This is a genomic window from Pseudonocardia sp. Ae505_Ps2 (assembly GCF_001932425.1).
Taxonomy (GTDB): Bacteria; Actinomycetota; Actinomycetes; order Mycobacteriales; family Pseudonocardiaceae; genus Pseudonocardia.
Window position 1 is genome coordinate 5,525,220 of sequence record NZ_MCIP01000001.1, and the last position, 14,370, is coordinate 5,539,589.

Annotated in this window: 14 protein-coding genes; 8 read left to right on the forward strand and 6 right to left on the reverse strand. The window is 74.3% G+C overall.

Annotation, left to right across the window (positions count from 1 at the left end; translation table 11 throughout):
- Positions 1-17: 17 nt before the first annotated feature.
- Entirely contained in the window at positions 18-1,328 is a 1,311-nt protein-coding gene (locus Ae505Ps2_RS25710) for a bifunctional o-acetylhomoserine/o-acetylserine sulfhydrylase (RefSeq protein ID WP_020624377.1), read from the reverse strand.
- Positions 1,329-1,616: 288 nt separating this feature from the next.
- Between Ae505Ps2_RS25710 and yaaA the strand changes: the two genes are divergently transcribed.
- From yaaA to Ae505Ps2_RS25725, 3 genes are all read left to right on the forward strand, one after another.
- Positions 1,617-2,366, forward strand: a complete 750-nt coding sequence (gene yaaA / locus Ae505Ps2_RS25715; protein WP_075333128.1) for a peroxide stress protein YaaA — start codon at positions 1,617-1,619, stop codon at positions 2,364-2,366.
- 478 nt (positions 2,367-2,844) lie between these two features.
- Positions 2,845-3,783 (forward strand): RIO1 family regulatory kinase/ATPase, encoded by a 939-nt coding sequence (locus Ae505Ps2_RS25720; RefSeq protein WP_083695715.1) that lies wholly within the window; start codon positions 2,845-2,847, stop codon positions 3,781-3,783.
- 829 nt (positions 3,784-4,612) lie between these two features.
- A complete protein-coding gene (locus tag Ae505Ps2_RS25725; protein ID WP_075312120.1) occupies positions 4,613-5,872 on the forward strand; it encodes a DEAD/DEAH box helicase in 1,260 nt (419 codons plus the stop codon).
- Between the two features lie 46 nt (positions 5,873-5,918).
- Here the strand turns inward: Ae505Ps2_RS25725 and Ae505Ps2_RS33735 are convergent, their stop codons facing one another.
- Both Ae505Ps2_RS33735 and Ae505Ps2_RS25735 read right to left on the reverse strand, forming a co-directional pair.
- Entirely contained in the window at positions 5,919-6,344 is a 426-nt protein-coding gene (locus Ae505Ps2_RS33735) for a lipopolysaccharide assembly protein LapA domain-containing protein (RefSeq protein ID WP_083695713.1), read from the reverse strand.
- Between the two features lie 177 nt (positions 6,345-6,521).
- A complete protein-coding gene (locus tag Ae505Ps2_RS25735) occupies positions 6,522-6,989 on the reverse strand; it encodes a GNAT family N-acetyltransferase (protein WP_075307563.1) in 468 nt (155 codons plus the stop codon).
- A gap of 54 nt (positions 6,990-7,043) precedes the next feature.
- On the opposite strand from Ae505Ps2_RS25735, the gene Ae505Ps2_RS25740 reads away from it, so the two are divergent.
- The gene (locus Ae505Ps2_RS25740) at positions 7,044-8,435 is read left to right on the forward strand and encodes a mycothione reductase (protein WP_075307565.1); all 1,392 of its coding nucleotides are present in this window, start codon (positions 7,044-7,046) and stop codon (positions 8,433-8,435) included.
- Positions 8,436-8,439: 4 nt separating this feature from the next.
- Here the strand turns inward: Ae505Ps2_RS25740 and Ae505Ps2_RS25745 are convergent, their stop codons facing one another.
- From Ae505Ps2_RS25745 to Ae505Ps2_RS25755, 3 genes are read right to left on the reverse strand one after another with little or no spacing between them, the layout of a single operon-like run.
- Positions 8,440-8,868: a type II toxin-antitoxin system VapC family toxin gene (locus Ae505Ps2_RS25745; protein WP_020622012.1), complete on the reverse strand. Its 429-nt coding sequence runs from the start codon at positions 8,866-8,868 to the stop codon at positions 8,440-8,442.
- Positions 8,849-9,082 (reverse strand): AbrB/MazE/SpoVT family DNA-binding domain-containing protein, encoded by a 234-nt coding sequence (locus tag Ae505Ps2_RS25750; protein ID WP_075554067.1) that lies wholly within the window; start codon positions 9,080-9,082, stop codon positions 8,849-8,851. Before Ae505Ps2_RS25750 ends, Ae505Ps2_RS25745 begins: the two co-directional genes overlap by 20 nt.
- 40 nt (positions 9,083-9,122) lie before the next feature.
- Complete coding sequence (locus tag Ae505Ps2_RS25755) at positions 9,123-9,932, reverse strand: lysophospholipid acyltransferase family protein (protein WP_170917089.1); 810 nt, start codon at positions 9,930-9,932, stop codon at positions 9,123-9,125.
- Between the two features lie 345 nt (positions 9,933-10,277).
- Between Ae505Ps2_RS25755 and Ae505Ps2_RS25760 the strand changes: the two genes are divergently transcribed.
- The 4 genes from Ae505Ps2_RS25760 to Ae505Ps2_RS25775 are packed head-to-tail and all read left to right on the forward strand — an operon-like array spanning position 10,278 to position 14,360.
- Positions 10,278-11,006, forward strand: a complete 729-nt coding sequence (locus Ae505Ps2_RS25760; RefSeq protein ID WP_020622016.1) for an alpha/beta fold hydrolase — start codon at positions 10,278-10,280, stop codon at positions 11,004-11,006.
- Positions 11,003-12,283: an FAD-dependent oxidoreductase gene (locus Ae505Ps2_RS25765; RefSeq protein ID WP_349289841.1), complete on the forward strand. Its 1,281-nt coding sequence runs from the start codon at positions 11,003-11,005 to the stop codon at positions 12,281-12,283. Before Ae505Ps2_RS25760 ends, Ae505Ps2_RS25765 begins: the two co-directional genes overlap by 4 nt.
- A complete protein-coding gene (locus Ae505Ps2_RS25770; RefSeq protein WP_075307569.1) occupies positions 12,280-13,056 on the forward strand; it encodes a DUF1365 domain-containing protein in 777 nt (258 codons plus the stop codon). Before Ae505Ps2_RS25765 ends, Ae505Ps2_RS25770 begins: the two co-directional genes overlap by 4 nt.
- Positions 13,053-14,360: a cyclopropane-fatty-acyl-phospholipid synthase family protein gene (locus tag Ae505Ps2_RS25775; protein WP_083695711.1), complete on the forward strand. Its 1,308-nt coding sequence runs from the start codon at positions 13,053-13,055 to the stop codon at positions 14,358-14,360. Before Ae505Ps2_RS25770 ends, Ae505Ps2_RS25775 begins: the two co-directional genes overlap by 4 nt.
- Positions 14,361-14,370 lie beyond the last annotated feature (10 nt).

The window sequence follows — 14,370 nt, forward strand, 5'->3', positions numbered from 1 at the left end:
GGTAATCAGATCCGCGCTCATGCGCCCTTCGCGGCGCGGAACCCGGCGTCGAGGTCGGCCTTGAGGTCCTCGATGCCCTCCAGACCGACCGAGAGCCGGACCAGGCCCGGGGTGACCCCGGACGCGATCTGCTCCTCGGCCGACAGCTGGCTGTGCGTGGTCGACGCCGGGTGGATGACCAGGCTGCGCACGTCGCCGATGTTGGCGAGGTGGCTGTGCAGCTCGAGGGCGTTGACGAACTTCTTGCCCGCCTCGACCCCGCCCTGCAGCTCGAACGCCACGATCGCGCCGCCGCCCTTGGGCAGGTACTTCTTCTGCAGCTCGTGCCACGGGCTCGACGGGAGGCCCGCGTAGTGGACCTTCTCCACCTCGTCGCGACCCTCCAGCCACTCGGCCAGCGCCTGGGCGTTCTGGTTGTGCCGGTCGATGCGCAGCGACAGCGTCTCGATGCCCTGCAGGATCAGGAACGCGTTCTGCGGGGAGATCGCCGGGCCGAGGTCGCGCAGCAGCTGCACGCGGGCCTTGATGATGTAGGCGATCGGGCCGACGGCGTCGGTGAACACCGCGCCGTGGTAGCTCGGGTCGGGGCTGGTCAGGCCCGGGAACCGGTCCTTGTTGGCGACCCAGTCGAACTTCCCGGAGTCGACGATGATGCCGCCGACCGAGGTGCCGTGGCCGCCGAGGAACTTGGTCAGGGACTCGACGACGATGTCGGCGCCGTGCTCGATCGGCCGCACCAGGTACGGGGTCGGGACGGTGTTGTCGACGATCAGCGGGACCCCGGCGGAGTGCGCGACGCCGGCGACGGCCGCGATGTCGAGGATGTTGCCGCGCGGGTTGCCCAGCGTCTCGCCGTAGAGGGCCTTGGTGTTCGGCCGGATCGCGGCCTTCCACTCCTCCAGGTCGTCCGGGTCGTCGACGAAGGTGACCTCGATGCCCAGCTTCGGGAAGGTGTAGTGGAACTGGTTGTAGGTGCCGCCGTAGAGCGAGGCGCTGGAGACGATGTGGTCCCCGGCCTCGGCGATGTTCTGGATCGCCAGTGCCTGCGCGGCCTGCCCGGACGCGACGGCCAGGGCCGCGGCCCCGCCCTCCAGCGCGGCGACGCGCTGCTCCAGCACGTCCTGGGTGGGGTTCATGATCCGCGTGTAGATGTTGCCGAACTCGGCGAGCCCGAACAGGTTCGCGGCGTGGTCGGTGTCGCGGAAGACGTAGGACGTCGTCTGGTAGATCGGCGTCGCCCGGGCGTTGGTGGTCGGGTCGGGTGCGGCGCCGGCGTGCACCTGCTTGGTCTCGAACGACCAGTTGGCGGTGATGTCGGGGTCGGTCACGGTGGGACTCCTCTTCGGGTCGACCGCCGGTGTGAGCGTGCCGAGGCGGGCCGTGCCCGGGTCGGTCGATCGCGGCGGCTACAGGGGTAGCTACAGGACTGTGGCGGGGCGGACGCGTACGTGGGCCCTCGGACGAGCGCGGGTCAGCGACAGGGGCGACAGGACGCGCTCGTGATCCGCATGCAGTCGACGTGGATGCGCGCCACCAGGCAGGTCACACACCCGAACGTAGTGCGGTCCCCCGGCGGGCACAACGGCCGTCCGCGGTGATCACTACTCTGTGGCGCCGTGCTCGTCCTGCTGCCGCCCTCGGAGACCAAGCGTGACGGCGGCGACGGCCCGCCGCTCGACCTCACCGCGCTCTCCCACGACGCCGACCTCGGCCCCGTCCGCACGGAGCTCTGCGACGAACTCGTCGCACTGGCCGGCGACCGTCCGGCCGCGCGTGCCGCGCTCGGGGTCTCCCAGCGCCAGGACGCCGAGATCGACCGCAACGCCGCGCTGCGCACGAACCCGACCCTCCCGGCGCTGGACCGCTACACCGGGGTGCTCTACGACGCCCTCGACGCCGGGTCCTTCACCCGCGCCACCCGGGACCGCGCCCGGTCCCGGCTCGCCGTGTGCTCGGCGCTGTTCGGGCTCCTCTCCGCCGACGACCCGATCCCGCCCTACCGGCTCTCGGCGGGCTCGAAGCTGCCCGGTTCCGGCACGCTCGCGGCGCGCTGGCGCCCGGCGCTCGACCCGCTGCTGGCGCGCATCGCCGACGGCGAGCTCGTCGTCGACCTGCGCTCGGGCGGCTACGCCGCGCTCGGCACGGTCCCCGGCGCGGTCACGGTGAACGTGCTGGCCCAGCGCCCGGACGGGTCGCGCTCGGTGGTCAGCCACCACAACAAGTCGCACAAGGGCGGCCTGGCGCGGCTGCTGGCGACCTCGCGGGCCGAGCCGGCCGACGCCGGCGCGGTGGCCCGGATCGCGCGGCGGGCGGGGCACCTGGTGGAACGCGACGGCAACCACCTCGATCTCGTCATCCCGGCCTGACCCCGGCCCCGGAGCCGGGGACACGCCCGCCGTGCCGGCCCTCGGTCGTGCCGGTCCCGGTCGTGCCGGTCCCGGTCGTGACGGTCCCGGTCGTGACGGCCCGGTCGTGACCGCGGGCAGCGCTGTCGTGCCGGCCCGGCCGTGACGGTGCGGCCGTGACGGTGCGGCCGTGACGGTGCGGTCGTGACGGTGCGGCCGGGCCCGGCCGGCACGCGTGGCGGCCGCCGTCGGCCGGCGGCGCGGAGGACCCCGGAAAACCCGTGGCGGGCCGGGGCGGCGTCCGGCAGGGTCACGACCGGCCGGAGGGACCGGTGGCGCGGCAGGACCGCGCGGTGCGAGCGGGGAGGTGCGTACCGATGGCCGTCCGTCGTGTCCGGGTGCGCAACGCGCGCCCCACCGCACCGTCCCCGTCGCGCGGCACGACCGGTCCCTGAGGACCGGCTCCGCGCGGCACCCCTCGCTGCCTCCGGAGCCGCACGTGTACTCCTCCGACCGTCCCGATCCCGTCCGCCGTCGCCGCCGCTTCGACGACCACAATGACGACGACGAGCCCCGCCCCCGTCCCGGCCGCGCCGACACCGCCGCGCTCGACCTGGACGGCCGTGCCGGGCACGACCCCGACACCGCCGAGATCCCCGGCGGTGCCGACCGCTGGTCCACCTGGACCGGGCTGCCCGCCGGGTCCCGCGGTCCGCACCCCCGCCCCGGCTGGCTGGTGACCGACGCCGGCGCCGTCGACCACGAGCGCGGGGTGCTCAAGACCGGCAAGGAGGCCGACGTGCACCTCGTCGAACGCGGCCTCCCCGGCCACGACGGGGTGCTGCTCGCCGCCAAGCGCTACCGCGACCCCGCACACCGCATGTTCCACCGCGACGCCGGCTACCTGGAGGGGCGCCGCGTCCGGCGCTCCCGGGAGACCCGCGCGATGGCGCGGCGCACCGTGCTGGGCCGCGACCTCATCGCCGGGCAGTGGGCGGCGGCGGAGTTCGCCGCGCTCGCCCGGCTGCACGGCGCGGGGGCGCCGGTGCCCTACCCCGTCTCGGTCGACGGGACCGAGGTGCTGCTGGAGTTCCTCGGCACCGCCGACGGGCGCGCCGCGCCCCGGCTCGCCGCGCTGCGCCCGGACCCCGACGAGCTGGCCGCGCTGTGGGGCGACCTCGTCGACGCCCTCGGGGTGCTCGCCGATCTCGGGTGGGCGCACGGCGACCTGTCGGCCTACAACGTGCTCGTCCACCGCGGCAGGGCGGTGCTGATCGACCTGCCGCAGGTGGTCGACGTCGTCGGGAACCCGCAGGGACCGGAGTTCCTCGACCGTGACGTGCGACGCATCGGCGAGTGGTTCGTCGCGCACGGGCTGGACCCGGCCGCCCCCGCCGACCTGCTGTCGGACCTGCGGGAACGCTCCCGGATCGGCTGACGGTCGACCCCAGTCGCCGGGGTGCGGCCCGGACACCACGGGCGGCATCCCGGCGGGCGGAGGAGGTCCCGCCGTCGTCCGGGCCGGGCGCGGGGCGTAGTGTCGATCGACGAGCGCCCGGGCATTCTGTCACCGGGCCGAGCCCTTCCATCACGGAGCGCGCACCGCGACGACGCACCTGCCGCGCCCGGGCCCGTCGGCCGAGCACACCTCCCCCGAGGTCTCCGCAGGACGTGCCACGTTCTCGAGGAGACCTGTCTTGACCAGGCCGCAGTTCCGCCCGCCGTCGTCCGACGCCGGCACCGCCACCGACCGTCCCGCCCGTCGGCGGGCCACCCGCCCGTCCGGGCCGTCCGCAGACGGCGGCGCCCAGCGCGGGTCGACCCGACGCGACGACCGCCGCACCGAGTTCCGCAGCGAGACCCGCGGCGAGTTCCGTGGCGAGGACCGCCGCGACCGTCCCGCCCGGGACGACGACCGCCGCGACGCCGCACGTCCGGCCCGGGGCGCCCGTACCGGCGGCCCCGCCCGCGGTGAGCGCTCCGGCGCTCCCCGCGGCGAGCGCACCGCCCGGGGCGAGCGCTCCGGCGACGGCGGCACCGGCAACCGCGCCGAGCGCCGCGAGCACCTGCAGGACGGCAGCCGCGTCGACCGCGGGCCCGCCCGGTCCTCCCAGCGCAACGGCGACCGTCCGGCCTCCCGCCGCGGACGCCGCGGCGGCGGTGGCGGTGGCAATGGCGGCGCCGCGTCCCGTCCGGCCGCGGCCCGCGCCGCCGTCGCCGCGCCGAAGGCCGAGCCGGAGCCGCAGTGGGTCGAGCCCGAGGACGGCATGCCGTCGTTCGCCGCGCTGGGCCTGCCCGAGCGGCTGACCACGGCGCTGGCCGAGCAGGGTTTCACCGCCCCGTTCCCGGTGCAGGCGGCCACGCTGCCCGACACCCTCGCCGGGCGTGACCTGCTCGGACGCGGCCAGACCGGGTCCGGCAAGACCCTCGCCTTCGGGCTCGCGCTGCTGGCCCGCCTGGCCGGGGAGCGCTCCCGCCCCACCGCTCCGCGCGGTCTGGTGCTGGTCCCGACCCGCGAGCTCGCCACCCAGGTCGTCGAGGTACTGAAGCCCCTGGCGAAGGCGGTCGACCTGCGGGTGACCGACATCGTCGGCGGGATGTCGATGAACAAGCAGGTCGCCGAGCTCAGGCGCGGGATCGACCTGCTGGTCGCCACCCCGGGCCGGCTGTCCGACCACCTCCAGCAGCGCACCTGTGACCTGTCCGAGGTCACGATCACCGCGCTGGACGAGGCCGACCGCATGGCCGACATGGGCTTCCTGCCCCAGGTCCGCGCGATCCTCGACCGCACCCCGGCCGACGGGCAGCGTCTGCTGTTCTCCGCGACCCTCGACGGCGACGTCGACACCCTGGTCCGGCGCCACCTCACCGACCCGGTGACCCGCTCGGTCGCCCCGCCGACCGGCAGCGTCGCGACGATGGAGCACCACGTGCTCGTCGTCGACCGCGACGACCGGCCCCGCGTCGTCGCCGAGATCGCCGCCCGGGAGGGCCGGACGATCCTGTTCGTGCGCACCAAGCACGGCGCCGACCGGATGGTGCGGGTGCTGCGTCGCGAGGGCGTCGCCGCCGGGCCGCTGCACGGTGGCCGCTCGCAGAGCCAGCGCAACCGCGCGCTCGACGACTTCCGCTCCGGCGCGGTGCCGGTCCTCGTCGCGACCGACGTCGCGGCCCGCGGCATCCACATCGACGACGTCGGGCTCGTCGTGCACGTCGACCCGCCCGCCGACCCCAAGGCCTACCTGCACCGTGCCGGGCGTACCGCCCGGGCCGGGGAGGACGGCGTCGTGGTGACGCTGGCGATGCCCGAGCAGCGAGCCGAGGTGGACCTGCTCACCCGCCAGGCCGGGGTCTCCGCGGAGGTCTCGACGGTCCGTCCGGGGCACCCGGACCTGGTCCGTGTGACCGGTGCGCAGGAGCCATCCGGCGAGCCGATCATCGTCGCCAAGCCGCCGAAGCCCACCCCGCGCCGTCGCCCGGCCGCGGGCGGGGCCGCGCGCTCCGACCGGCCGCGCCGCCGGCGCTGACCTCCCCCGGGTCGCGGCCGCCTCACCCGGCCGCGACCCGTGCGGGTCAGCCCCGCCGCGCCTGCCGGCGCAGCTGCAGGATCCGGCCCGTCCCGGGCACGGCGACCAGCAGGATCCCGGCGATCGCGGCGAACAGCAGCGCCACCCCGGTCGGCAGGGTCCCGGTCATCCACAGGAAGGTGATCGCGACCGGCTCGGTGTTCTGCAGGATGAACACCAGCAGGAAGATCAGCACGACCGCCGAGAGGATCAGTGCGGCCCACAGCCCGCCGGCGCGGGTGTGCGGGATCGCGCGCTTCTCGGTGGTGGCCTCGGAGTCCGGTCCGCCCTCCACCGGCACCGCCACGGTCGGCTGCTCGGCCGTGGGGTCGGGCGTGCGCAGCGCCGGATGGGTCGCCGGGTCCGCCGTCGGGTCCGCCGGTCCGACCCGCCCCCAGGCCGGGGAGTCGCCGCCCCGTCGGTCCTCGCTCATCCGTTCCGCCTTCCTCTCCCAGCGTGTCCGCTCGTGCACCCTCGGTCGGAGCACGCGCGGGAGTATCGCGCACTCGGCGCCCCGGCGACGGCGACGCGCGGAGCACGCCCCTCGTCCGGTCGTGCGCCGCACGGTCCCCGCCGGACCTGCGCACACGGGCCGCGGGCCGGGCCCCGCTCAGGAGCGACGGCGCTCCATCGGGACGTGCGGGATGCCGTCCTCGACGAACCGCTCCCCCGCCGGCACGAAACCGTGCCGGGCGTAGAACACCTGCTGGACCTCTTGGGCGTCGAGCACGCAGGGGCGGTCGCCGACCTCGGCGAGCGCCGAGTCCATCAGCCGGTGCCCCAGCCCGCGCCCGCGCGCCTCGGCCCGGGTGCACACCCGGCCGATCCGCATGACCCCGCCGGGCTCGGCCAGCAGCCGCAGGGTCGCGACCACCGTCGCGCCCTCGGCCAGCCAGTGGTGCCGGGTCCGTGGTTCGAGGTCACGCCCGTCGAGCTCCTGGTAGGGGCACTCCTGCTCGACGACGAAGATCGCGGTGCGCAGCGCGAGGAGCGCGTACAGCGTGGCCGGGTCGAGGTCGGCGGCCCAGGCGCGGTGCAGGGTGGGGGCCGCCGCCGCGGCCGGTGTGGGGACGGTCATCTCCAGAGGGGTACCAGAACGCCGCCGACCCGCGGAAGCGGTTAGCCTCGCGACGTGGCCCACCATGATCTGGTCGTCATCGGCACCGGTTCCGGAAACACCTTCCTCGACGAACGCTTCGCCGGGCTCGACGTCGCGCTCGTCGAGCACGGGGTGTTCGGCGGGACCTGCCTGAACGTCGGCTGCATCCCGACGAAGATGTACGTCTACGCCGCGGACGTCGCCGAGACCATCCGGCACGCGCACACCTACGGCGTCGACGGCACCGTCGACAAGATCCGCTGGACCGACATCCGGGACCGGGTGTTCGGGCGGATCGACCCGATCTCCGAGGGCGGACGCTCCTACCGGGTGGACCGCAGCCCCAACGTCACCGTGTACTTCGGGCACGCCCGCTTCACCGGCGAGCGCGAGCTGGGCATCGAGCGCACCGACGGCTCCGGCACCGTCACGGTCAGCGGCGACCGGATCGTCATCGCCGCCGGGTCGCGGCCGAGCATCCCGCCGCTGGTCGCCGAGGCCGGTGTGCCGTTCGAGACCTCCGACACCGTGATGCGTGTCGACGACGTGCCGCGCCGGCTCGCCATCCTGGGCGGCGGTTACATCGCGTCGGAGTTCGCGCACGTGTTCTCCGCGCTCGGCGCCGAGGTCACCGTGATCGCCCGCGGGCCGAAGCTGCTGCGCCACCTCGACCACACGCTGTCCGACCGGTTCACCGAGATCGCCACCGCCCGCTGGGACTGCCGGCTGGGACGCCAGGTCACCGCGCTGTCCGGCGACGGCAGCGGTGGCCCCGGCGAGGTCGAGATCACCCTCGACGACGGCTCCACCGTCGTCGCCGACACGCTGCTCGTCGCCACCGGCCGGGTGCCCAACGGCGACCGGATGGATCTGGACCGCGGTGGCGTGACCGTGCACGCCGACGGCCGGGTCGCCGTCGACGAGTACCAGCGCAGCGTCTCCGCCCCGGGGGTGTGGGCGCTGGGCGACGTGAGCTCCCCGCACCAGCTCAAGCACGTGGCCAACCACGAGGCCAAGATCGTCGGTCACAACCTGGCGCACCCGGACGACCTGCGCACCACCAACCACGACCTCGTCCCGGCCGCGGTGTTCACCGAGCCGCAGATCGCCTCGGTCGGCCTGACCGAGGCCGAGGCCCGCGACGCCGGGTTCGACATCGCGGTCAAGGTGCAGAACGTCGGCGACGTCGCCTACGGCTGGGCCATGGAGGACCGCACCGGCATCTGCAAGCTGATCGCGGAGAAGGGCACCGGCAGGCTGCTGGGCGCCCACCTGCTCGGGCCGCAGGCATCGACGCTGGTCCAGCAGCTGATCCAGGCGATGGCCTTCGGCCAGACCGTCACCGAGATCGCGACCGGCCAGTACTGGATCCACCCGGCGCTGCCCGAGGTCATCGAGAACGCCCTTCTGGGGCTGGAGATCTGACGGCTCAGGTCACCAGGACGACGTCGACGTCGAGCACCCGGTAGGTGCCGAGCGCACGACGATCACGGGTCACGAGGGGAACCCCGGCGTACGCGGCGCAGCCACCGACCAGGGCGTCGTAGACCGACCCGCCGGAGACCCCCGTGCCCGCCAGCCGGTCGAGCAGCTCCGCGGACGCGGCGGGCGACAGGAAGACCGTGTGCGGGAAGTTGTGCCGGATCAGCGTCGCGACCGCGGCGACGGTGCGGCGGCTCGGCGCCGGGAGCCGGGTGAGCACCGAGAACGTCTCGAACGCCGCGTGACCGGACAGGCCGATCCGTCGTCCCTCGACGACGGATCGGCATGCTGCCCGTGCCTCGTGGTCGGCGGTACTGAGCGCCACCGCGACACTGGTGTCGACGAGCAGCTGCGGGTCAGCGCTGGTCGGCGTCACGGAGCTGCTGCACGTCGTCGTCGGTGAGAGGAGTTCCCGACGACGGGACCAGGAGCCAGCCGTCCTCCTCCGCCAGGGTGTCCTGCGCGACCGGACGGACCCTCAGGTCCGCACCGTCGGCCTCGACATCCACCTCGCCCGGGACCAGGCCGAGGCGCTCCCGCAGCTGCTTCGGGATCACCAGACGCCCGGCATTGTCGATGGAGGCCTTCATACCATCAGGCTACCAACGAGATGCCACCCGCGGGGCCGGGTCAGGACGCCGCCCGCTGCGCCGGGTCCGCCGGCTCGCCCGGTGATTCCGGACGCGGCCGAGCCTGCGGGTCGTAGGGCGTCGCCGGGCGGGTCTCCCCGCGCAGCTCCTCCAGCAGCCCGGTCACCGCGTCCATGATCTTCGCGGTGGCCGCGTCGAGGGTGGTCTTCGTCAGCGGCTTCCCGACGAACTCCGAGAGGTCCACCGGCGGGCCGAGCGCGACCGTGACGCGCTTGCGCGGGAACGGCGCCGGCTTCCCGTCGGCGGGCAGGAAGTCCTGGGTGCCCCAGTTCGCCATCGGGATCACCGGGACGCCGGAGCGCAGCGCGATCCGGGCGACGCCGTTCTTCGGCTTCATCGGCCAGTGCTCGGGGTCACGGGTGTAGGTGCCCTCCGGGTAGATCGCGACGATCTCCCCGCGCTCCAGGGCGTCGATCGAGCCGGTGAACGACTCCGACGCCCGCTTCGACGACCGGTACACCGGAATGTGCCCGCCGTGGCCGAGCACCCACTTGACCACCGGCACCGACCACAGCTCGCCCTTGGCCAGGAACCGCGGGATCCGGCCGTGCGCGGTGCCGAAGGCGATGTCGAAGATCGGGTCGGAGAACGAGACGTGGTTGCCGACCAGCAGGGCGCCGCCGGTGCGCGGCAGGTGCTCCGCACCGCGCCAGCCCAGCCGGGTCCCGAAGACGACGAACGGCCAGATCACCGCGATCGCGAGGCCGAACCAGAAACCCGACCCGCGACGCCGGCGTCGCACCGTCGCCACGACCTTCTGCCACACCGTCAGCTCCGGTGGCACGCCCATCGTCGTCGTCCTCTCCCCGCCCGTCCGCGGCGCCCGGCTCCCGGGCGCACGCACATCTTCGCGCCTCCCGCGGCCGGGTGCGTCCGTGGTCCTACCCACCCACGCCGTGACCACCGGAGGTGATGTGCACCTCACTCGTTCGAGCGGCCCGCGCGCCGAGATGTCTCGACGAGCAAGGTACCGGGGCCCGATCTAGGGTCGACGGGTACGCACCGGCCGCGGGCCGTGTCCGGGCCGACCCGATGTGAGGACGGTCCCACCGACCGGCCACCACCGGGCCGCCGGACGAACACGCGCCGAGACCGTCCCGGTGCCCCGTGCACCCCGTCCCCTGCGAGGCGCCCCGTGCCCGATCCGAGTCCGTGGCTGGAGAACGCCGGCGACCGCCACCCCGACCCCGCCGGTGTGGTGCTCGTCGCCCACGGTGGGAAGTCGCACTCCACCGCCCCCGCCCGGCGCGGGCTGGCGCTGCTGCGCATGCTGCCGTTCGCGCACTCCCTGGAGCGCGGCGGGCGCGGCCACCGGACCGAGCTGGGCTCGGGCGTCGCGGTGCACCTGCTGCGCTACCGGGTGCGGGGCTGGAACGGCCCGGCCATGGACGCCTACCGCGACGCCGAGTGGGCCGTCCACGAGCTCGCCCGCCGCTACCCGGGGCGTCCGATCGTGCTCGTCGGGCACTCGATGGGTGGCCGTGCGGTGCTGCGGGCGGCGGGCGCGCCCGGTGTCGTCGCGGTGTGCGGGCTCGCCCCCTGGCTGGAGGGATCCGACCCGGTCGAGCAGCTCGCCGGGCGCGCGGTGCTGATCGCGCACGGGGACCGGGACCGGATGACCGACCCCGCCGCGTCCTACGCCTACGCCCTGCACGCCCGGTCGGTGACCGACCGGGTCGCCCGCTTCGACGTCCTCGGCGACGGCCACCCCATGCTCCGCCGCGCCGGTGACTGGACCTCCCTGGTGCGACGTTTCGCACTCGGCGAGCTCGGGGCCGAACCCCGGGACCCGGTCATCTCGAACGCCATGGCGGAACCCGCCCCGGCCGGGCTGCGGGTCGCGCTCGAAGGAGTCCACAGGTGAGTGCAGTGCAGGCGCGTCCGACCGTTGCCGTGGTGGGCAGCGGGGTGTCCGGTCTGACGGCCGCCCACCTGCTGTCCCGCAGCCACGACGTGACGCTGTACGAGGCCGACGACCGCCCCGGCGGGCACGCCCACACCCACGAGCTGGCCTCGTCGGACGGGGGGACGACCCACGTGGACTCGGGTTTCATCGTCCACAACGACCGCACCTACCCGAACCTGCTGCGGCTGTTCGGCGAGCTGGGCGTGGCCACCCAGGACTCCGACATGTCCATGTCGGTGCGCTGCGACGGCTGCGGGCTGGAGTACGCCGGTGCCCGCAAGCTGGGTGGCCTGTTCCCCCAGGCGTCGAACCTGGCCCGGCCGGCCTACCTGCGGATGCTCGGTGAGGTCGTCCGGTTCCACCGCCACGCCCGCCGGGTCCTGGCCGAGTCCTCCGCCGGCGACGTGACGCTCGGGGCGTTCCTCGCGATCGGTGGCTACTCCCGCTACTTCGTCCAGCACTTCATGATCCCGGTGGTGTCCTGCGTGTGGTCGGCGGGCGCGGCGCTGTCGCTGGACTACCCGGCGCGCTACCTGTTCACCTTCCTCGACCACCACGGCATGCTCGGGATCGGCGGCTCGCCGCAGTGGCGGACGGTCACCGGCGGGTCCCGCTCCTACGTCGAGCGCGTCGTCAAGCAGCTCCCGGCCGTGCGCACCGCGACACCGGTCCGCTCGGTCGTGCGCTCGGCCGCGGGCGTCGAGGTCCGCGACGACTCCGACACCGTCGCCGCGTTCGACCACGTCGTGCTCGCCACCCACCCCGACCAGGCGCTGGCGGTCCTGGGCGACGACGCCACCGCCGACGAGCGGGCCGTGCTGGGGGCGTTCACCTACTCCCGCAACGAGACCTGGCTGCACCACGACACCTCGCTGCTGCCGCGCCGCGGCGGCGCCCGGGCGTCGTGGAACTACCTCAAGCCGGCCTGCGCCGACTCCGCCCAGGCTCCGGTGCTGGTCAGCTACGACATGAACCGGCTGATGCGCCTCACCGACCCCGACGACTGGGTGGTCACGCTGAACGGCGCCGGGCGGATCGCGCCGGACGCCGTCGTCGCACGGATGACCTACGAGCACCCCGTGTACACGCCGGGCTCGGTGGCCGCGCAGCGCCGCCTACCGGAGCTGAACACCCCGGTCACCGCCTTCGCCGGCGCCTACCACGGCTGGGGCTTCCACGAGGACGGCTGTGCCTCGGGGGTACGCGCCGCCCGCGCGCTCGGGGTGAGCTGGTGAGCACCCCGGCGCTGTACGACGCCGAGGTGCGGCACGCCCGCCGGCGCGACCTGGAGTCGTCGTTCTCGCACCCGATCTACTACTGGCTCGTCGACCTCGACGCGCTGCCGCGGCTGCCGTTCTGGCTGCGCCCGTTCGCCCGCTTCGAGTCCCGCGACCACCTCGGCGACCCCGGTCGCGGGATCCGGGAGAACGTCGACACCTACCTGGCCGCGCACGGCATCGACCTGGCCGGGGGCCGGGTCCTGATGCTCGCCCACGCCCGGGTGCTCGGCTACGTGTTCAATCCGATCTCGGTGTTCTGGTGCCACCGCGCCGACGGCACGCTCGCCTGCGTGATCGCGGAGGTGCACAACACCTACGGCGAACGGCACTGCTACCTGCTGCACCCCGACCCGTCGGGGCGGGCGAGCGTGGACAAGGAGTTCTACGTCTCGCCGTTCCTCACCGTCGACGGCCACTACGCGATGCGCCTGCCCGAACCCGGCGACCGGCTCGGCATCGCGATCACGCTGCACCAGGACGGCGCGCCCGCGTTCGTCGCCACCCTGGCCGGGACCCGCAGGCCCGCGACCACCCGGCAGGTGGCGCGCACGGTGCTGCGGCGCCCGCTGGTCACCCAGCGGACCGCGGCGCTGATCCGGCGGCACGGCATCGCGCTGTGGACCCGGCTCCCGGTCGTGCCGAAACCGGCCCGTCCACCACAGAACCGCGCGGGCCTGCCCGACGAACACCCCGTACAGGATCTGCCTCAGGAAGGGCTCTCGCGATGACGATGCAGCACGACGGGATCGCCGTGCCGGTGACCGGCGGGGCGCGCGGCGTCCGGCCCCGCACCCACGCCGTCCCCCGCCCCAACGAGGGAGTGTGGCCCGGGCTGGCGACGCCGCCCGTGGCCCCGGTCAAGGCCAGGATCGCGGAGTCGCTGTTCCGCAACGCCGTCCGGTCGCTGCCGGTCCGGGTGGTGTTCCCCGGTGGGGAGCGCATCGGGTCGGGCGGCCCGGACTCCCCGGTGATGCGGATCGAGCGGCCGTCGGCGCTCTTCCACCGGCTCGGCGCCGACTCGAAGATCGGGTTCGGCGAGTCCTACATGGTGGGTGACTGGACGACCAGCGACCTGCCCGGTCTGCTGACCCCGTTCGCGTCCCGGCTGTCGACGCTGATCCCACCGGCGCTCCAGCGGCTGGGCCGCCGGTTCGCCGAGGCCCGCCGGCCCACCGCCGAGGTCAACTCGGTGGAGGGGTCGCGGGAGAACATCCACCGCCACTACGACCTGTCCAACGAGCTGTTCTCGCTGTTCCTCGACGACACCATGTCCTACTCCGCGGGCTGGTTCGCCGACGGCTCCGACGACCTCGTCCTGGCCCAGGAACGCAAGATCGACGGCATCCTGGACATGGCGGGCGTCGGGGCCGGGATGCACGTGCTGGAGATCGGAACGGGCTGGGGCGGGCTCGCGACGCGGGCCGCGCAGCGCGGCGCCCGGGTCACCACACTGACGATCTCGCAGGAGCAGAAGACCCTCGCCGAGGCGCGGCTCGCCGAGGCGGGCGTGGCCGACCGGGTGCAGGTGCTGCTGCGCGACTACCGCGAGGCCCAGGGCTCCTACGACGCCGTCGTGTCGGTCGAGATGATCGAGGCCGTCGGCGTCGAGTACTGGCCGACGTACTTCGCCGCGCTGGACCGGCTGCTCAAGCCGGGCGGGCGGGTCGGCCTGCAGTCGATCACCATGCCGCACGACCGGATGATGGTCGCCCGCGACGACTACACCTGGATCCACAAGTACGTCTTCCCGGGCGGGATCATCCCGTCGGTCGAGGCGATCGAGCAGAACCTCGCCGACCACACCGGCGGCCTGCACGTCGCCGAGCGGCGCAGCCTCGGCTTCGACTACGCCCGCACCCTGGGCCACTGGCGCACGCGCTTCCTCGAGCGGTGGGACGAGGTCGAGGCGCTCGGCTTCGACGAGACGTTCCGCCGGATGTGGGAGTTCTACCTCGGCTACTGCGAGGCGGGCTTCCGCGTCGGCTACCTCGACGTCTTCCAGTTCTCGCTGCAGCGCCGCCCGTCCTTCTGAATCGAGCTGA